Here is a 20,078-nt window from a genome sequence, read left to right on the forward strand (position 1 = left end):
ACTATTATATTCTATCAATCAGTGAACCTATCGTATGCAGATGAAACATACAAATCGTAGCTTATCATAGCTTTCAAGAAAAGGTTTGTCAAGGAAGGTTGATTGGAAAAATCAAAAAAAGGCTAACTCTTGTAAAATATCCGACACGCTAATCGTACATTTTGCACCATCTTGAATCAAGCGGTGACAACCTTTTGACTGATCCGAAATCATTTCACCAGGCACTGCAAAAACTTCTCGTCCGTTTTCCATCGCTAACTGTGCCGTAATCAAAGAACCGCTTCTTTCCTTGGCTTCAATTACGCAGACCCCTTTTGAGATCCCAGCAATAATGCGATTGCGCAGCGGAAAGTGGTATCTTTGCGGTTTGGTATCGTGCGGATATTCGCTTAGCACCAGATGTTCTTGACGGATCTGCTGGAACAAACGGTAGGCAGATGACGGATAACAATGGTCCATCCCAGAAGCAATCACAGCAATGGTTTGTCCACGATTTCTGATGGCTGATTCATGGGCAAAGCTGTCGACACCATTGGCCAATCCGCTAACGATGGTATAATTTTCCGTCACTAGAGGTGGAATCAGCTTTTCGCAAACTTTTCGTGCGTATAAGGACGCCGTTCTTGCACCAACAAAGCCAATCATGGTCGTTTGTAGCAATTGCAGATTCCCTTCATAAAAAAGCATCAATGGCGGGTCCGCGATTTGTCGTAAAAGCATCGGATACTCCGCCGAGAAGAAAGTGAGGTAGTTTTGTGCGCCCATCTTTTGTGCGATGTGTTCGTCTGTCAATCGCTCCCATGATCGCCGAAAAACCGCACGGTGCTGTGGAAGGACCCCGATGGCAATCATCTCTTCCAGCGAACAATTCATCTCTTTTGTTTCCAACCAATGCCAAATGATCTTCCAACAACCTTGCAGACCAATTCCCTGACAGTAGTACAGTTTTATCAACTGTTTTTCAAAATCTGTTGCTTGTTGATACTTCATAAACAAAGCCCTCTTTTCTTAGTAATCTTACTTATAAGATTCGCTAAAAAAAGAGGGATGGATGAAATTTATAGATATTGTTTTACTGGCGCAAATGTTTTTCGATGAATAGGACAGATTCCGTGGGCAGCTAGCCCTTCTAAATGGACTTTGGTTCCATACCCAGCATTTTGATCAAACCCATAAAAAGGATAGACTTCATGAAAATCTTTCATTAAGTTGTCTCGATATACCTTGGCGATGATACTTGCTGCAGCAATGGAAATGGAACGGGCATCTCCTTTGATCAAGCTTTGTTGAGGGATTTCCGTATCGATCGTCATCGCATCGATCAGTAAATACTCGGGCTTGACTGCTAAGTCGATCAAGGCTTCTTTCATTGCTAGACGACTGGCTTGATAGATATTGATCCGATCGATCTCTTCTGGACTGACCACACCGATACCGACAGCAACGGCTTTGTTTTGAATTTCGATAAACAGCTCTTCTCTTTTCTTGGCAGAAAGCTGTTTGGAATCATTTAGACCTAAGATCTGACATTCCTTAGGCAAGATGACCGCAGCTGACACAACGGGTCCTGCTAATGGTCCGCGCCCCACTTCATCTAAACCAGCAATAAAACGGGCGCCTTGCTGAAATGCTTCGTTTTCAAAACGCATCATTTCTTCGTATTTTTCCTGCAATAGCTGGTGTTTCACTCGCTGTTTCTCATATTGTTGCAGCAGCTTTTGGACCCCCGCTCGTTCATCTGCTTGCAGCGCCTGCAAATACGCTTGGTCATTGAAAGCTGGATCAAATAATCGCTCTTTGATTGTCTTAATCGGTTGTTTCATCTTGGCTTTCCATTTCCTCCACTCGATCTAGTGTATATCGGCCCAATTTCCCTTGCCGAATGTCGAAGACAACGAGTTCGCTTCCTCGATCGTAATTGTCTTTATAGCCACGTTTTTCCGTGATTTTCATCAACAGATCGGGCGCTAACAACGCCTCTTCTTCCGCTTTTAGTTGGTAACGATTCGCGATTCTTTCAGGATAATAGCGGGCAAAAAAATCAAGACCATACAATGCAATATCATCCAAATGGATCAGCTGGTCTTTGATCGCTCCGGTCAATGCCAACTTCTTGCCGATCTCAGGATCTTCAAATTTTGGCCATAAGATCCCAGGCGTATCTAGAAGCTCTAGATCAGTCCCAAAACGCAGCCATTGCTGCCCTTTCGTCACGCCGGGTTTATTGCCCGTCTGAGCGATTTTCTTCCCTACTAAGCGGTTCATCAAGGTCGATTTTCCGACATTCGGGATGCCGATCACCATTGCTCGAATCGCACGAGGCTTCAAGCCTCTCGCTTTGTCGCGAGCAATTTTTTCCTTCAAGACTTGTTTTGCTGTAGGAACAATGGCTTTAACCCCTTGATTGTCTTGGGCGTTGATTGCCAGTGCTAGATAGCCTTGTGCTTGGAAATAATGCTCCCATTTTTTGGTTTGAACGGGATCTGCGAGATCCGCTTTATTGATCAAGATCAATCGTGGTTTTTGTTGTAATAATTGATCTAACATGGGATTGCGGGATGAAATCGGCAAGCGTGCGTCCACGAGTTCAAAAACGATATCCACGAACTTTAATTTTTCACTTACTTCACGTCTGGCTTTCGCCATATGGCCTGGAAACCATTGAATGGTCATTTGAACGTTTTCCTCCTTGGTACTTCTTCGAATTGATAAAAAAGACAGTCGTTTTTATATTCGTGTAGTCTATAGGTGACAAGAACGAAGGCTACTTGCTTTTTTTGAGTCTGAAAAACCCATCAGTGCAGCAAACTAGCTGAACTGTTTGCGGATCAAAGTTCTTTTTCCAACCTGATGCATAGGAAAAGCTTCGAGCGCGTTTGTTTCAACGCTCCTTGACTTTTAATTTTGGGGAAGTGGTTGAATGAAGCATCCTTACCGCTTTATTTTGGTTTTTCCTAACACACTCACAATAGTCTGACTGCTTTTTTGCTATCTTTTATCTTAGTTATTGTACCATATTTCACACGACATGTTTCATTCTGACTAAGGTTAAAAAGTCATTTTCTTCTACTTAGTGAGAAAAACAAACGATCCTTACTTTTCATCAATGGAAGTATTCGAATGAAGACGTTTTTTCCGCTGAATCCTATTACTAATCAACAAGAGGAGGATAAGAACAGTGATCACGCCTAGCATCAATCCTACTTTTTGTTGCTGTGCTTTTTTGGCGGCGGCTGTTTCTTTTTCTTCAACATAAGGAATTCTTTTGCCCCGTACCAATAAACGATGGCTATTGACCATATAGGGGGTACAGGTCAACAGCGTGACGTAATCGCTGCCTCTCACAATTTTTAATGCCTGAGTATCATCAGGGTCGACCGTTTTTATCTGATCTACTTGATACGCCAATGTATCATCAAACGTTTCGATATAAAACTCATCACCGATCTGCAACTTAGGCAGATCAGTAAAGAGCGTTGCACTCGTTAACCCACGGTGCCCACAAAGAACCGCATGGGTATCTTCACCACCTATTGGATACGAAGCGCCCTCCAATAATGTTGCGCCTCTTTTTAACAACGTATCGGTGGTTTGATCAAAAATCGGGAGAGCGACACCAATCACGGGGATCTTTAAGACGCCGATCGTATGTCGTTCATAGTAATCAGGTGTATCAACTGATTCTGAGTCCCTTGTTTCTGATAAATCTTGCGTTTCTTTGATTCCAGGATTGCTGGGCTGCTGTGCTAGCTCTTGATTTGCTCGTTCCAACTGGTTCCTTTTTTGTTGTTTTTCTATTTCACTCATTTTTTTGGCTTGGCTTTGGTAGTAACTGATCAACTGTTGATCCAAAAACGTGTTGAGCTGATTACTTACAAAAGGATAACTGATGATCAAAACCCCTAGCAGCAGCAGAACACCCATCAGAAAATCCAACAAAGTTACTTTTCTAGTTGGTGCTTTTACGCTATTTCTTCGTCTGATACTCATCGTGCTTTTTCATCTCATTTACTTATCCTTTTCGTTTTACAAAATACCCCCCTGCTAAACCAACGATCACCACTCCGATTGCGCCCATTAAATACGTGCCGACACCACCAGTTGCTGGTAAGGTTCCTTTACGGCGGTTAGGAACTTTTTCGGGCTCTCCCAATTGCTCTTTCGTTCCATAAGACGTTTCATGGACTTCAAAAGCGATGCGATTTGTTAGCAGCACGTAATTTTTCGGTGCTTTTACTTCTTCCAAATAGTACGTGCCAAATTTCAACCCGATGATATCAACCAATCCATCTGTACCTGTGGTAAATTTCGTCGCTTCATCCGCTGTTTGCACCCAAGATACCCGTTTGGTTCCCTCATCGATTTTCAAGTAGTTGGCATCATCACGGTCTTGATCTCGTACAACAAAAACTGCATCTGCCAGCGCTTCGGTAGCGGTCACAGCCCCATCGACTTTTAAGAAGCGTTTGCCCCCTGTCAAAACTTCCACGCTTGGCGGCGTTTGATCCGTCATGAAATCTGTTTCTACATTTGCTTCATTCTTAAAGCCATTGATAGGCATAGCCTGTTCATTTAAATACATATAATACACAAAGCGCAATTGATTTCCTGGCGTTAATTGCGGCACAAATTCTGGATTGATGGTTACCGTAAAGCCATGCTCTTTTTCCGCTACTTGATAGTTCGTTGAATCGATTTTCTTTTCTCCATCATACAACGCATAGCCAGTTTCTCCCTCTGCTGTGTTTTCAAAAGTCAACGCTGGATCGTGCGCATCGATCAATTGGAAATGTTTGTATTTGTTTTCTGCTCCTACTTTGTCTTGGATACCTAATGGGATATTGACCGTTAGGTGATATTGAATTCTTTCGCCGATTCCCACGTCTTTGCCGTCTAATTGTGGTGTTGTTTTGGTAACATTTGTCGTGTCATTCTTGACTGTTAACTCAACCGTGACGTCATTGCCTGCTGCGATCGAAAAATCCTTGATGGTTTCTTGCTCGATCAAGGCGGCTTGACTTGGGGCTTTCGTTTCTTCTAATTGATAGGTGCCTGCTTCTAACTGCTCAACTTTTAACTGTCCTTTTTGGTTTTCTTCAACATCGATGGTCGTTTCTCCAGCAGCATATTGTTTACCTGTTAAAAAGCGGTACGCTGCTTGTTTGTCAGTCGTCCACGTATAAAGTCCATCGGCTGCACTTAAAATATATTTCTTGGTCTGTTGGTTTCCTTCTTGCTTTGAGATGACAAATTCCGCATCATTCAGTGGTTCGTTTTCCCCCGTTCCTCGCTTATTCACAAGGAGCGTTCCTTCATTTGTGACAGTATTTTTAGGATAAAGATGAATCGTGTCTAATTCTTCTTCCCCGTAAGCATACGCCCCGTCTGCTTGTTGGATCATTTCGTAAACAGGAAAGGCGATCACCATGTTCTCAGCAGTGGTAACACCGTCTTTAGGGTCTTCTACAATGGTGTAAACTGCATCCCGATCGGCTTGTTTTTTCGGCAATTCAAAAACCAAATCACCAGCTGCATCTGTTTTCCCGCTAGCTACAGGGGAACCAGGCGTCAAGGTTTGGACTTGACGCTTCGCTTCTTCAACGGATGCCCCTGCAGATCGTTTTTCATAAAATGCTGTGGTCACATCATAGACAGAAAAAGTGACATCGGCTAAGCCTTGGTATTGATCAAACTCTGCCATCTCAGTCCCACTATTTTGAATCAATGAACCTGGCAAATTGACCATTTTCTTTTTATGCAGATGGACCTGTGCCAAATTGCTCTCTGCGGATACTTGCTGATTTTTCGTTCCAAAAAAGACAAATGGCAGAAGTAAAAATAGGAGACAAACCATTTTCGTATGATTAAAAATCTTTTTCATTGTTCTTTCCTCTCTTCTATGTTTGATATGTTTGATATTTTCGTTTATTTCACGAATGGTCAAATTACTTTGATGAAGGCTTATCTTTGCGCGTAACGTACAGATAGCTACCTGTTAAAAGGACTAGTAGACCTGCTGAAAGAATCGCCAGCCACCCATGCCAATTCCCTCCTGTTTCAGGAAGAGACACTTTTACTTGATTGGTGACGATCAATTCTATTTGATTGTTCTTTTCTCCAGAAACAAGAAGATTCGGCTGCAATTTTTCGTCAATCAAGACACTGCCATCCTCTTCGATCCTGATTTTCACAGGTGCTGTTAAACCAGCATAGCCTGTAGGTGTAACAATTTCTTCTAAGGTATAGCTGCCTGGTGTTAGATCATGGAAATGAAATACCGCTAGCGATTCTTGGGATTCTGGTAATTCTATCGTCTGACCGTTTCCGCTTAAGCGGAATTTGGCTCCCTCAAGCGCTTGTCCCAGTTCATCCTGTTTATTGACAACCAAATCAAAAGGTTTTAACCGATTGCCATGGGTAAGAGTCCAACAGTCGGCATCTGCAGCGACGTTTTCCCCTTGATACTGGATCTTTCCGTCTGAACCAACGACAAACTCATAATCACCAGCAATCGTATCGTATCCAAGCGGACCGGCTGTTTCTGAGATGCGATAAGCGCCCGGCTCAAGGATCGTAAATTCAGCCATCCCCACATCATTCGATGTTTCTGAGGCAATTTCTTGATAATCCCCCGCTGCTGTTTTTTGTTGCAGAGAAAAGACAGCCCCAGCTAGCAGTACTTGCTGCTCTTTTTGTACCGTATATTTTCGAATAGCAACTGGAATTTCTGTAAACGGATTGGTGATCTCCAGCGTAATCGTATGATCGTCCACTGTGACGGGTTGCCCATCGATCGTCGTATTCCCTTGCGCATCGATATGAATTAGCCACTCTGTCTGCTTAGACAAATGATGTCCCGCCGGTGCAGTGACTTCCTCCAAACGATAGGTCTGATCTTTTTGCAACACAGTATCTGCTGGCAGCTCATACGTTCCATCCCCTTGGTCCACAAGGATCACTGTCTCTCCTGCCCCCGTTAATTCAAAAACGGCACCTGTCAGCTTCACCTCTCCTACAGCGGATTTTTTGATCAGGTTTAATGCCAAGGGCACAAACGCCTTTGTGTTTTTCCATGTATAAGCGTCCACTTTTGTCGCTTCATAACCTGCCACTGCTCGCTCATTTGTGACTTGATAATCAAAAGTTTCTCCTTGATTGTTATACAGCGGCAGTAAACGGGTTTCTTCGTACTCCGGCCCATCCTTTTCAGAAAGCGCGTAAACCTTGCTTCGTTCCCAAGTTGTCTGGTCTTGGGCATCGGTCTCAGTAAGTTTGAGATACCCTGTTTGCCAGCTTTTCTCATTGCTGACAGGACTCCTGCTTATTTCAAAATAGATCGTTTCAGGACGACTGGAGGTATCGCCATCGTATTCTTCCCAGTGCTTTTTGATCGTCACCTCCTTCCCAGGTGCTTTGGCGGATGGCACACCAAACAATGCCTTTTGATCGGACTGATGATTCGGATAAAATACCGTTTCGCCATTCATTTGATACCAAGTATCTGGTTTAAAATCCGCTGCTTCTGTTTGAATCCGCACTTGATAATGAATTTGCAGTTCTTGCCCTTCGCCTAAATAAAGACCTGAAGCATGGATTGTATTGTCAGACATCGAAATGTCAGGCTGCACCGTTAGAGCAGCAGACCCGACACTTTTGACGGACAAGCTATTTTCTTCGTAGACAAATGGCTGCGAAATGGGGTCAGTAATCTCGCCATCGGTGACTGTTGCCGCAATGTGAAGGGCTTTTTTCTCGAGATAGTCGGCAATATCCGCTGCTTCATTGGCTGACTCATAATAAAGATGGCCATCTTCATCAGCAGAAACCATCTGTCTCATTTTTTTCTCGACATCAGCCTTTGTATACCCAGCGGTTTGATCTCCTTGCAGTTGAATCCCCAACCCATGAATCTCGATACCACGTTCTTTTAACGCCATCGCTTCACCAATCGTGGCGATAAAGGTATTGTTGATCCATTTATAATTGTTCTGTTGATCAAACGCAAAATAGCCATTGTAGAGAAACGATGTATTCATCGGCTGGTCTTGAGTAAGAGAAAAGGCGGTTCCATAATAACTGCCGTCTGCCTGGGTATGCACTTTAGACACATGATAACTGTAAGTAGGAACGCCATCCGTTAGCAAAACGATGACTTTCTTATGTCCATTTTGCGTCGATAGCATATCCCCTGCTTGACGTAGCCCCCTTTGTGTAAAGGTTCCCCCCGCTGCTGTTTCTGGCGTCATCGATCGGATCGTCTCTTTGACTTCAGAAAATTTTCCTAATTGGCAGGTTTTGTTTTGATAATTGCTGCCATCACTGGAATAACCGACATAGCCCATGTAGACACTATCCTGAATGCCGCTTCCTTCAATTTGATTCAAAAAGCGATCCACGCCTTTTTTCACTTCTGCGATCCGTCCCATCTCATTCATACTGCCTGACCAGTCCACTACCAACACGACATCGATGGGATCAATTTGACGTTGAACATTCCCTCGTACATTAAGGTAGACATCAAATAGTCCTGGGGTATTCGTCTCTTTGGCAAATTTTCGTAGCGCGAAATCTGCTTCGTCTCCTACACCACCATATTCAATATATGAATGGGTCAAATTTGCTGGATCGCCATTCCATGTAGTTATGCCGTCCCACGTTTCGCCTGCATCCTTGTTCCCCTGATGATTTAAGACGTTACTGTTTTCATCAGTTTTCCAGTTCGCCACAGGATACGTCCCGCTTTGGTCTGTCGTATAATCTGGTTCAATCGAAGCAAAAGCCTGTGAAATGGTCGTTTTTTGATAAAGATGTTCTTGTTTAAATGGTTCAATGAGCGTTTCCTCTTCAGAAGCACTTGTCGCCGTTCCTGTCTCGTTTGTCTCTTCCTTCGTTTCTTCGTTCGAAACTTCTTTTGAACTTTCAGTCGACGCTTGCTCCGAGGTCGACTCACTCACGGCTTCTGAAGAGGATCCAGTGCCAGAATTGACTTCTGACGTTTCTGAAGAAGCAGAATTTGTGGCAAGTGGGATTTCAAAAACTGATTCATTCAAAGACAGTAGGTTGTACGATTCTTCATCTTCCTTGTCATATTCTTCGATCTGAATCATCAATTTTAGCTTTTTCGTTTCTTCAGGCAGCTGAAAGATTAGTTCTTGTTCCGTTGGTGTTTGCAAGAAAGCTTGGGTTGTAAGCCAAGACTGTGCGGAATCATCCTTGACTTGAGTCATCTCTTCATTGCTTGTTTTTAATAACGACTGTTCCTTCGTTTCATCGATCGCGTATAGTTGTACCCAGAGACGCTGCTGTTTGTTTTTTTGCGGTAGTTGATAGCATAAAGAAAATTGATGGTCCTCTTGGTGACCAGTCAGTTTGATCTGCTTCGTTTCAGCAATAGTGATCGTATGTTCTTCTTGTGCACTTGCAGTCCCGTTTGTTTGCAAACTCGAATAAATGAAAAATAGTATCCCCCCTAACATACAGAAAATGAAAGAGAACCAGTGGTGTCTCTTTGTCAAAAACATAAAAAGACCTCCTTTCAAAGAATCAAAAATTACAAGCTGATCATACAAGAAAGAAGCAAAAGGCACCTCTTTTTTTTATTTTCTGAAAAATAGAAACAATTGGCACACCTGTAGTTATTCATAAATAAAAAAAATTGGTTATTTTAGAGTTAAATCATTATTGATATGTTATTTAATACCTAAAAAAAACTATCGTTTTTCACCTGCGATTTCTATTTTTGTTCTTTATGAGACAGTTCTATGAAAAATTTGTCTCAATTTTCCTAAAAAAAAGCAAAAGTTTTGAGACGTGTCTTTACACCGTTATATAAATACGTTATTAATAAAACAAGAAGGTGATCATTTGATTGAGAAAATACTCTTAGATACCCGAGCATTAGACAAAATCGGACTCTACGGAAAACTATTATCAATTGCTCCGGGTGAATACAACCTAGAGTTCGTGAAAAATCTGACCCACTTAAGTACAACACGATTGAAAAGTTTACTTTCCTCGATCCAACTCGACATGCAAAACCTCTCTCCAGTAAATCTTTCATTACATAAAAACACCCTGAATCTTCCTAAAAATTTGATTGAATACAACCAATATCAGCAATTTTTAGCGCAAGAAAGTATTTCTTACAAATTATTGTTAAGCATCTTGACCAATCAAGATGAAAATTTACTGGCATTTTGCCAAAGAAACTATATCAGTCGTTCGACTTGCTTTCGGCAAACAAAGAAGCTGCAAGACCATTTGAAAGAATTCAACGTGACGTTAAATCAGTCCGCTATGGCACTTACAGGTTCGGAGATGGTGATTCGCATCTTATTGTTTAATTTTATCTGGCACATTTCTTTAGGAGATAGTTTGGCGAGGGCATTTGATCAAGAGATCGAAGAACTTTTTGTAACTTACGAAGGAACGAAGTACAAAAGCAAGTATGAGATTGGCAAAAAAGAAGCCTTGCTTCATTGCAAAATCTGTCTATTTCGTATCAAGAATGGTCACGCGACAAATCTTTATCAGTTAACGAACCAGTCCTTTATTCCCAGTGGTGAAAATCTTGATTTCTTTTCAGCGTTTTTTGAAATCATTGATTCAGCGATAGATATTCTTGAGATCAATGCTTTGTTTTTCCTTTTTTATTACTGGCCGATGCTAACTTCAGCGACAGACGTGCGCCTTCCGATCATTCAAGACTGTTACAAGCATGAAAAATCGGAGTTAAAGGAACTGATGGCTGAATTTGAAGCACACTGCCAAAAATTTCTCTGTGATTTTGATTTCGACCATCAATCGTTTCTTTATATGAATACATATCTTACATTGCTGAAGTTCTGCATATTCAAGCAAAAAGTCCCTCTTTTAAATTTTTTCGAAACAACTGTAATCAAAGATAAGTACCCATTACATACGATTTTGACAAATACGATTCAGAGTTTTTGGCGTAAAATAGCAAACCGCAAAGGCTACGAGTGGTTAAAAGCCTGTTATACGGATCTTGCTTTTTATCAAGCGTGTTTGCTTTACCCCATTTACATCGAAAAGGAACAGAAATATAAGCTTAAAGTTGCTTTTGTCTATGTATCCAATTACTTGGTCTCAATGGAAGTGTTTAATATATGTGAACGATTGCCCTATGTTGAAATTGAACGGATCACGCTGCCCACAGAGGAACCCTTTGACTTTTATATTCTGAGTTCCCCACAGCTTTTACCTCCTTTTACAACCGAGGAAAACACTGCGATCATTGATTTTTGCCGCTACCGTGATTTTGAAACGAATCTATGTCAGAAACTCTTGGCTGCTTTTAATGAAAAAATACAAAGAATAACTGCCAATAGCGCCTAAGTCCACCCTTTTCTCGATACAAACCACATCCTTTTGAAAAAGGATCATTGCTATACAAAATCCCCCCTTGGAATCAACAGATGATTCCAAGGGGGGATGTTTAGTTAAGAACATTCTATTTTTCTCAGTCTAAATCAGCCGAATATGAGTCAATGGATAATAAACAAAGCGGGCATTGCCTAAAATCGCATCGCCTGATATAGGACCAAAGGAGCGGCTATCTTTAGAGGCACGTCGATTATCACCAATGACAAAATAACTGTCTTTGCCTAATTTCTCCACGCCCAATAAAGATTCCAAATCAAAATCATTGGTATAAGAGGCAGACTCATGATCGTTGCTGCGGTTTTTCACTAGAAAATCTTCATCTACCGGTTCATCATCAATGTAAAGCTGATCATTGACATATTTCACCGACTCACCCGGCAAGCCAATCACCCGCTTGATATAGGTCGAACCATCTGGCAGCTGGAAAACAACGACATCAAAACGCTGGATCGGTGAAATCTTTTCGATGACTACCATATCTCCTTGTTGCAACGTTCCTTCCATGGAGTTCCCTTCAACAGGAACCGGAATCAGTAAAAATGCCCGAATCAAGAAGGCTGTTGCAAAGGCGATCAAGGCATATTTTACGACTAGCCAAAAACGATCGATCCACTGTTTCTTGGCATTCACAAATCTACCTCCTCTCCGATTTATTCCTTACTTATTTTTCTGAAAGCAAGGACAGTGCTTTTAAGTACGCTGGGTCCTCTGCTTTGAGTTTTTCTGCTACTTCTTTTTCAATTGCTTGGGCAGTGTCGGCATCGACTTCACCAGTTGCCTTTAGGTTATGAGCTTCTTGGAAGGCTTTCACAGCTGCAGTCGTCTCGTCATTGAAGGTATCGCCGCTCGTGGCGTACCCTAACGCTTTAAGAAATTGATTCAGATTGTTGACAGCCGTTGACGATTGTCCAGCTTTTAAGGCATTATCACGAGGTAATGGCGGGAAATACGCATATTCTGGATAATCCTCTTCATAGTCTGGCATCACACCTTGATCGTTGACCCAATTTTCATTCGGTGTCAGCCATTTCATGACTGTCATTTTTAATTCACTATTATCCCCCAGATCCTTCACATTTTGAACGGTCCCCTTACCAAAGGTTTCCGTACCAACAACTGGGATATCCGCTGATTCTTGCAAGGCTGCGGCAAAAATCTCAGCTGCGGAGGCACTGCCGCCGTCGACTAAAACAACGACTGGCTCTGTGACTTTGAATCCTTCATCCAATGCTTCGCTCGCTTTGGTCTCACTGACAACCCCTTGATTGTTGGCAAACTTCACGATCGTTTGACCGTTTTCTAAAAACATACTTGCCATGATCTGGACTTGATCCAGCAATCCACCAGGATTTTGTCTTAGATCAAGAACAAACGACTTCGCACCGTCTTCCCGCAACTCGGTGATCGTTTCTTTCAACTCAGCTGCTGTGTTTTCGGCAAAGGAGGTAATATCAATTCGACCGATCGTATCATCATTTTCAACCAGTTCACCATGGACCGTTTCGATTGGGATCACGTCCCGAGTGATTTCCACATCAAAGGTATCTGCTCCACGCTGAATCGTTAAGGTCACCTGCGTGCCTTTTTCCCCTCGAATCTTACTCACGACTTCAGACAATTCCTGTCCTTGCGTATCTTCCCCATCAACTTTGACGATTCGATCATTCATGCGCAGACCACTTTTTTCTGCAGGGGTGTTTTTGATTGGCGCTTGTGCGACCTCGGGATAGTCTTCCACGATCGACAAAGTAGCACCGATCCCTTCAAAACTTCCTGAGAGGGACTGATCCAAGTTATCCGCATCTGATTGGTTCAGATACGTCGTGTAAGGATCGTCAAGTGCATCGGTCATCCCTTGAAGAGCACCCTCAATCAATGCATCCTCATCGACTTCTTGGTAATAATTCGCAAGAATCTGGTCATACAACGACTGGATTTTCTCCATCCCGCTGGCTTCTGTCGTCGTTTCTGTCGCCGGCTGTGTCGTCTGCTGATTTTGCTGGGCTGTTTGCCATAAGTAGACACCGCCTCCCGACAAAATCGCGACACAGACAAGAGAAACGATATATCGGCTTGTCGTTACATTTTTCATTCACAACACCTCTCTGAGAAAAAACAACTTCGTTCTGAGCATTTGTGCAGGCAAAACGAAGGACGTTTTTATTTGTTATTTTCGAGATACTCTGCCCAGATACGATCAAAAATATCCATGGATGGCAAATAATCAACGTTTAGTTCCAGATAAGAAGAGACTTCATCATAATCATCACTGTGCTTTGGAAACTGAATATCATGACTCGCATGAGTGGCAAAGATCTGAGCCTCATCTGTATGACTCGGACCTTTGACTGCCATTAAATAGCTATAAAAACTTTTACGCATGTTCTTGCTCCCAATGATCTTCTAAAAAGGCTGCTCGACGGGCATGATTGCGAGCAAAATTTTCAGGATTCTTTTTGTAGTACTCTTGATGTTCTTCTTCCGCTAAATAAAAGGGTTGCGCTGGTTCGATCGTAGTCACGATCGGATCGGTAAAGCGACCGGAAGCCTGAAGTGCTGCTTTGCTGGCTTCGGCTTTTTTTCGCTGCTCTTCGTTAAAATAGAAGATAACCGGACGATAATTGTCGCCGCGATCTTCAAATTGGCCAAAAGCATCGGTTGGATCTGTTTGCTGCCAATAAATCGTCAAGAGCTCCTCAAAACTGATTTTTTCTGGGTCGAAAATGATTTCTACTGCTTCGGTATGCCCTGTTTGATGGCTTTTGACTTCTTCATAGGTTGGATTTTCGGTATGTCCTGCGGTATAGCCAGAAAAAATCGAATGCACCCCTTCGAGTTCATCAAAGGGCTGGATCATACACCAGAAACACCCACCTGCAAAAATTGCTCGTTCCATTATTCATCCTCCGTTTCAGCTGGTAAATATAAGCTCATTTGAATTTCATCATCTACAAGATTGATTTTGTTTGCCTTGATGAACAATCCGTTTTGCATGCGGAATTGATCCAATCGTATCAGTATAATTTGTTCATCGGCATTGACATCGATCCATTCGGGAAATTTAAAACTACGTTTGATCATTTTCATTACTTCACTGGTGGGCAAATCCAAGGTGCCAATCGATAAACTTTTGGCTTTTAATTGGACATTGCCTTCTTCTGTCACATAAGGATCAAAATAGAGATAAAACGTGATAGGAAACCCTAATACTTGAAACTCGCCTGTTAAGAGTGCTTCGTTTCTCAGCTCAAAATTATATTTTACCTCTTGATCCTTTTGAAAATCAGATAGATAAAAATCAATCAATTGATTGACTTGGCTTTTGTTGCTGTTAACGGTCAGAACAGGACTGCCCTCCCGTTGAACAAGTTCAGCACTTTCATTTAAGCCAGTTTCTCGCTGCTGAAAAATTCTTGAAGCAAAGAAAACCGTTGTCCCCAAAAGGATGCCGACCAGAACTAGAAAAGCAATTTTCCAGTAGTTGATCGATTTTTTAGTGCTTGCAGCTGTTTTTTCCAGCTGCTTCTTTGATTCGCTTGGTTTCATTTTGCTTCCTCCTCTAGCAACCAATAGTTTTGTGTTTTGATCACTTCATCGCGAACGGCATTCGCCATCAGTTGATACCCAAGATTATTGGGATGGAAGCGGTCGCCTTCATACAAAACATTGTTGGTGATATTATTCCCGACAGCTTGCGATGAGTCGGTAGTCGCCGACGTGCTGCTTTGTGTCTCATCAGCATTTGGTGCCGATGACTCAGGTACACTTCCAGTGTCGGTTGTTTGTGTTGTTTCCTCAGTTGCGTCTTCTTCTGTATCCGCAATACCGACCTCATCACTTAACCCTTTATAGAGCAAATCGTTGATAGGAATAAAAAAGGCATTTTCTTGCTGATTGACGAACGTTTCCGTCTGTTTATTCCAGTTATCAATGATCGTCTGCATGTCGGTGATCTCTGGAAAGTTCAGATAAAATGGATTGTAAATACCCAAAACATAGATTGGGGCATCGCTATTTAGTTCACGGATTTGAGCGAATAAATCTTTTAAGCGTTCATTATATTCTGCCATCGGTTCCGTAAACGTCTCGATACTCAGACCGAAGAAATTGCTTTGGATCACTTTTAAGACGTCATTTCCGCCGACGGTCAAAGTAATCAGGTCCGCTTGACTAAGGTCTTGGCGCAAGTCTTCATCATTTTTGACTCGTTTTAAAATCTGGTCGCTTCGTTCACCAGCGACCCCATAATTTTTGGTTACTAAATTGCTCAGATCATAGCGGTCCTCTAGATCTCCTGCCAAAATAGGCACAAAGCCGCCCCGAGCTGTTTCATCCCCAACACCCTCTGTCAATGAATCCCCAAGAGCGAGGTATTCAATGGCGGATTTTTTCGAATCATTGGCTGCTAGCTTATCCACAGGGGTCAGCAGTGGTTGCGCTTTGGGAACAGCTAAATGAAACAGTACACCCGTTCCAACGGCTATCAGTCCCACAACGATCAAATAAGTTACTAATTTCTTCCATTTCACAGGTATTCAAACTCCTTTGTAATCTTTGCTATTTTAACAAAATTCTCATAAAATTCCTAGTCGCAATCCTTCAAACTTAAGAAAGAAAACAGCTCCCTACTCTCTGAATAGACAAAGAATCGCAGCTTCATTCTGCTTTTTCTTCCTTTCAGCTTTTCATACACCAAAAAGCGATTCGTCGTCAAACGAATCGCTGAAAGGAAGCACCTTTTTTATTCCGTACTGTAAGTGATCGCAAACGCACCTTTACCTGTATGAGTGGCGATGATCGGTGTTGTGTGAAGCAATGGGATCTCCAAGTCAGGAAACAATTCTGCTAGTTCTTTTTGGAAACGCTCCGTGATTTCTAACCCTTCTGCATGAGAAATACCAATTTTCGTCACTTTTGGCATATTCTTCAATTCTGCTTTTAATTCCTCAAACCATTTATTGAACGTCTTGACGCCGCGTCCTTTGACGACTGGAATCAGTTCTGAATGATCAAAATCCATGATCACTTTCATGTTCAGTAAGCTCGATAAAAGACCTTTGGCACGACTGATGCGCCCACCTTTTACTAAGTTTTCTAACGTTGAAACGCCGATAAATAATTTCGTATGCTCACGCACCAGATCCACTTCTGGTAAAACTTCTTCTAGTGTCTTACCGGCTTTAGCCAATTCTGCTGCCCGAATCACTTGAAAAGCCAACGCTTGGTCTGTCGTGTCGCTATCGATCACGGTGACTTTGGCTTTTGATAAATGACTGGCTTGACGAGCCGCTTCCACAGTTCCACTAAGACCTTTGGTCATATGGATCGATAGTATTTCACTGCCATCTTTGCCTAATTCGTCATACAGTTCTACAAAATGACCAATCGGCGGCTGACTAGTTTTAGGTAATTCTTTGGCTTGCGCCATCATTTGCATAAATTTTTCTCCCGGCAGCGTTTCATCATCTGGATAAACGACACCATCGATCATTACAGATAAAGGCACGACATGGATAGCCAAAGCATCACGGACACTTGGTTCCATCGTACTGGAAGAATCTGTCACAATTTTAAGATTTGCCATCATATATTCACTCTCTCTTTAAATCAAGTCTTTTTTCGTGGTAAAATAACCACAGACCATTTATACTAAGTATAACAGAGAGAAAATTTTTTTTCATCTAATTTCGATTCGAAAGGACGGTGCCGAATGCAGCACATGAAGTTTAGTCGCAGATATTTGATCGTCAATGAAGTATTAAATGCAGTAACCCACGGGATCGGATTAGGACTGAGTATCGCAGGACTGGTCATCCTCTTAATCAAGGGGGCAAATCTAGGGTCACCTATCCACATCGTTTCCTATGCCATTTATGGGTCGATGATGATTTTGCTCTTCCTCTTTTCTACCTTATTTCACAGTTTGATTTTTACCAAAGCAAAAAAGGTCTTCCAAGTCTTTGATCATGCCTCCATTTTCTTGCTGATCGCTGGAAGTTATACACCTTTTTGCTTGCTTAGTATCCAAGGCTGGCTTGGCTGGTCACTCTTTGTCTTGATTTGGCTACTAGCAATTAGCGGCATCGTTTATAAGTCACTGACTCTTCATAAAAAAGAGACCGTCTCAAAAATCTCCACCCTGATCTACATCATTATGGGCTGGTTATGTGTTATTGCCTTTAAACCTCTGATCGAACATTTAGGCTACTGGGGAACATTTTTACTAGCAAGCGGTGGTGTTTCTTATACTGTAGGTGCGCTATTCTATAGTTTAAAATCCGTTCGGTTCATGCATGTGGTTTGGCACTTATTCGTTATGTTAGGTGCTGGACTGATGTACTTTTCCGTCTTGTTGTATACCTAAAAATGAAGCACTGCTTATAAAAAAAGAACAGGAAACTTTCGCTGCAGAAAGCTTCCTGTTCTTTTATTTTCTACGATAAAATTCAAATTGATGGGGATAATGGTTCTTTTCATCGACGATCCCATCAATCACATGATCAAGTTTCCATTGCGTCCAATCAATCTCTGGGAAATACACATCTCCGTTAAATTCCGCAGCGATCACTGTACGGTACAATTGATCGCAATCGTCAATCATCGCTTCAAAAACACCTGCTCCACCAGTTAAAAAAACGGGATGCTCTTGCTGCTTCACATACGCCAAAATTTCCTCACGGTCATGCATCACTAAGGCGCCGTTGGCTTGATAATCCCGATCACTCGTCAAAACGATCGTCGTACGCTGTGGCAGTAATCTTTTTCCCATGCCTTCAAAGGTTTTGCGCCCCATTATAATCGTATTATTGATGGTTTGCTCTTTAAAAAATTTCAAATCATTCGGCAAATGCCACGGCAGTGTACCATCCGCTCCGATCAACCCCTTTTGATCTTGTGCCCAAAGTGCGATCAACATAAAAATTACATCCCTTCTGTATAAAATGATTCCGAAATAATAGCAGCAACCTGCAGCCGCTGCATCAGCTGAAAAGCTGATGCATGCTCAAATGGATCTTTGTTGCGCTCCTCAAAGCGCAAGCCATCACAGGCTTGGTAAACAATTGTGCCACCGCTTCTTTGGACATTTCGCGGCCATTCCCCATCGTTTAAATGCGCGTTGTTGTTTTTCAGCAAGGTCGGTATCAGGGAGATTGGAAAGAGAGCACTACCAGCTGCGATATCAACTTCTTCTATTTGAAAGAAGTCAGCAGCGATCTCGTTGATCAAGCGCTCCGTTCTTTGCCACGTTTGCGGATGACTCGCAAATGCCCTTGCAGTTCGTCCAAGGATACAATACGTATTCGCAGGTAAAGGCTTTTTGCTTATAGCAACTAGTTCTTCGGGATAGGTCTTCATCCACGTCACCACGCGATCAAAATCACAAATATGCAGCGAATCCAAAGCTGGCAGGTGGTGCTGGGCAGCAAAAACAAGCCTTCTGCGGGCATCCGCTGCTCCTTTTGCTGGTATAAAAATGGCAGTACACTGCTGATTTGATCGAATGGCTTCCTTTAGCTCTGGCACTGTTTCTTCGGATACGGATAGCCAAACTGCATCATAGTGCTGATGCAAGAACTCGATGACTTGCTCAATGAGCGCTACAGTAATCGATCCAGCATGTCTCTGATGAAAGGTCGCCGCAAAACCTCGCTTGTGGGTATTTACCATTACGCCTCATTCCTTTCTTTATGAAATGAAACCCAAACAACCACTTAAACTGCGATCGGTGCTTTGATCGTTGGATGCGGATCATACCCTGCCAAGGTAATATCTTCCATTTCAAAATCAAAAATCGACTGTTTTTCAGGATTTAACTGTAAGGTTGGCGCAGGACGTACCGAACGAGTCAACTGTTCCTTCATCTGTTCCATATGATTGCTGTACAGATGAGCATCGCCTAATGTATGGACAAAATCCCCGACTTCTAGTCCAGTTTCATGAGCAATCAGGTGCGTTAATAGCGCATAACTAGCAATATTGAAGGGAACGCCTAAAAAGACATCGGCACTGCGTTGATACAGCTGACAGCTTAAGCGACCCTTATGAACATAAAATTGAAACATTGTGTGACAAGGTGGCAACGCCATCGTCGGTACATCTTCAGGATTCCATGCGGAGACGATCAGACGGCGAGAATCCGGCGTCGTTTTGATCATGTCGATCACTTCTTTGATTTGATCGATAAACCCGCCGGTACTTTTTTCCCAATGCCGCCATTGATACCCATATACATGGCCCAAATCGCCGAAAGTTTCAGCGAAAGCATCATCGGCTAAGATTTTTTCACAAAATAGTTTCAACTCATGTTGATACTGTTCATTGAAAGCTTCATCCACTAATGAACGGCGACCAAAGTCTGTCATATCAGGACCTGTATAAGCATCACTTTTAATATAGCGTTCAAACGCCCATTCATCCCAAATGTGGTTATTATGTTCCAGCAGGTAGCGGATATTGGTATCTCCCTTTAGAAACCACAATAATTCGCTTTTGATCAAGCCAAAAGGAACTCTTTTTGTTGTCAGCAAAGGAAAGCCTTGGGACAGATCAAAACGCATTTGATGACCAAAGACACTGCGTGTTCCCGTTCCTGTACGATCACTTTTATCATTGCCTTCTGCTAATATTTTTCTTCCTAGATCTAAATATGCTTGTTCCATCGTTCTCTCCTT

Annotated in this window: 18 protein-coding genes; 2 read left to right on the forward strand and 16 right to left on the reverse strand. The window is 42.4% G+C overall.

Translation table 11 applies throughout. From position 1 onward, the window contains the following. Positions 1-111 precede the first annotated feature (111 nt). The 6 genes from dprA to IGI77_RS11335 all read right to left on the reverse strand — a co-directional run bounded on the left by dprA (position 112) and on the right by IGI77_RS11335 (position 9,521). The gene (dprA, locus tag IGI77_RS11310) at positions 112-990 is read right to left on the reverse strand and encodes a DNA-processing protein DprA (RefSeq protein WP_121260975.1); all 879 of its coding nucleotides are present in this window, start codon (positions 988-990) and stop codon (positions 112-114) included. A 68-nt stretch (positions 991-1,058) separates the two neighbouring features. Continuing rightward, complete coding sequence (locus tag IGI77_RS11315) at positions 1,059-1,823, reverse strand: ribonuclease HII (protein WP_005229617.1); 765 nt, start codon at positions 1,821-1,823, stop codon at positions 1,059-1,061. Further along, positions 1,807-2,673 carry a ribosome biogenesis GTPase YlqF gene (ylqF, locus tag IGI77_RS11320; protein WP_005229614.1) on the reverse strand — a complete coding sequence of 289 codons (867 nt, stop codon included), beginning with the start codon at positions 2,671-2,673 and terminating at the stop codon, positions 1,807-1,809. The genes IGI77_RS11315 and ylqF overlap by 17 nt, the downstream gene beginning before the upstream one ends. Before the next feature lie 420 nt (positions 2,674-3,093). Next, positions 3,094-3,990 carry a class C sortase gene (locus tag IGI77_RS11325; protein ID WP_413157461.1) on the reverse strand — a complete coding sequence of 299 codons (897 nt, stop codon included), beginning with the start codon at positions 3,988-3,990 and terminating at the stop codon, positions 3,094-3,096. Between the two features lie 22 nt (positions 3,991-4,012). Next, positions 4,013-5,881: a SpaH/EbpB family LPXTG-anchored major pilin gene (locus IGI77_RS11330; RefSeq protein WP_438770071.1), complete on the reverse strand. Its 1,869-nt coding sequence runs from the start codon at positions 5,879-5,881 to the stop codon at positions 4,013-4,015. Between the two features lie 64 nt (positions 5,882-5,945). After that, on the reverse strand, positions 5,946-9,521 hold the full coding sequence (locus IGI77_RS11335; protein WP_438770073.1) for a SpaA isopeptide-forming pilin-related protein: 3,576 nt from the start codon (positions 9,519-9,521) through the stop codon (positions 5,946-5,948). Positions 9,522-9,864: 343 nt separating this feature from the next. Between IGI77_RS11335 and IGI77_RS11340 the strand changes: the two genes are divergently transcribed. Next, positions 9,865-11,358 (forward strand): helix-turn-helix domain-containing protein, encoded by a 1,494-nt coding sequence (locus tag IGI77_RS11340; protein WP_438770075.1) that lies wholly within the window; start codon positions 9,865-9,867, stop codon positions 11,356-11,358. Between the two features lie 129 nt (positions 11,359-11,487). Here the strand turns inward: IGI77_RS11340 and lepB are convergent, their stop codons facing one another. From lepB to IGI77_RS11375, 7 genes are all read right to left on the reverse strand, one after another. Next, positions 11,488-12,036, reverse strand: coding sequence for a signal peptidase I (gene lepB / locus IGI77_RS11345; RefSeq protein WP_005229602.1), 549 nt, complete (start codon positions 12,034-12,036; stop codon positions 11,488-11,490). Between the two features lie 31 nt (positions 12,037-12,067). Beyond that, complete coding sequence (locus IGI77_RS11350) at positions 12,068-13,498, reverse strand: S41 family peptidase (protein ID WP_438770077.1); 1,431 nt, start codon at positions 13,496-13,498, stop codon at positions 12,068-12,070. Positions 13,499-13,566: 68 nt separating this feature from the next. Then, complete coding sequence (locus IGI77_RS11355) at positions 13,567-13,788, reverse strand: YozE family protein (RefSeq protein WP_005229600.1); 222 nt, start codon at positions 13,786-13,788, stop codon at positions 13,567-13,569. Beyond that, positions 13,781-14,302, reverse strand: coding sequence for a peptide-methionine (S)-S-oxide reductase MsrA (msrA, locus tag IGI77_RS11360; protein ID WP_005229599.1), 522 nt, complete (start codon positions 14,300-14,302; stop codon positions 13,781-13,783). Before msrA ends, IGI77_RS11355 begins: the two co-directional genes overlap by 8 nt. Further along, on the reverse strand, positions 14,302-14,952 hold the full coding sequence (locus tag IGI77_RS11365; protein WP_005229598.1) for a YpmS family protein: 651 nt from the start codon (positions 14,950-14,952) through the stop codon (positions 14,302-14,304). Before IGI77_RS11365 ends, msrA begins: the two co-directional genes overlap by 1 nt. Continuing rightward, positions 14,949-15,935, reverse strand: coding sequence for an SGNH/GDSL hydrolase family protein (locus IGI77_RS11370; protein ID WP_266167315.1), 987 nt, complete (start codon positions 15,933-15,935; stop codon positions 14,949-14,951). Before IGI77_RS11370 ends, IGI77_RS11365 begins: the two co-directional genes overlap by 4 nt. Before the next feature lie 212 nt (positions 15,936-16,147). Beyond that, entirely contained in the window at positions 16,148-16,990 is an 843-nt protein-coding gene (locus tag IGI77_RS11375) for a DegV family protein (RefSeq protein WP_077452680.1), read from the reverse strand. Positions 16,991-17,116: 126 nt separating this feature from the next. On the opposite strand from IGI77_RS11375, the gene trhA reads away from it, so the two are divergent. Then, a complete protein-coding gene (gene trhA / locus IGI77_RS11380) occupies positions 17,117-17,770 on the forward strand; it encodes a PAQR family membrane homeostasis protein TrhA (protein ID WP_005229593.1) in 654 nt (217 codons plus the stop codon). 63 nt (positions 17,771-17,833) lie between these two features. Here the strand turns inward: trhA and IGI77_RS11385 are convergent, their stop codons facing one another. From IGI77_RS11385 to IGI77_RS11395, 3 genes are read right to left on the reverse strand one after another with little or no spacing between them, the layout of a single operon-like run. Beyond that, entirely contained in the window at positions 17,834-18,322 is a 489-nt protein-coding gene (locus IGI77_RS11385) for a dihydrofolate reductase (RefSeq protein ID WP_005229592.1), read from the reverse strand. Positions 18,323-18,327: 5 nt separating this feature from the next. Then, positions 18,328-19,074 (reverse strand): hypothetical protein, encoded by a 747-nt coding sequence (locus tag IGI77_RS11390; protein WP_438770079.1) that lies wholly within the window; start codon positions 19,072-19,074, stop codon positions 18,328-18,330. A 44-nt stretch (positions 19,075-19,118) separates the two neighbouring features. Continuing rightward, positions 19,119-20,066, reverse strand: a complete 948-nt coding sequence (locus tag IGI77_RS11395) for a thymidylate synthase (RefSeq protein ID WP_005229588.1) — start codon at positions 20,064-20,066, stop codon at positions 19,119-19,121. Positions 20,067-20,078 lie beyond the last annotated feature (12 nt).

Origin of the sequence: Enterococcus sp. DIV0213h, from assembly GCF_051711285.1 — a bacterium.
GTDB lineage: Bacteria > Bacillota > Bacilli > Lactobacillales > Enterococcaceae > Enterococcus_D > Enterococcus_D casseliflavus.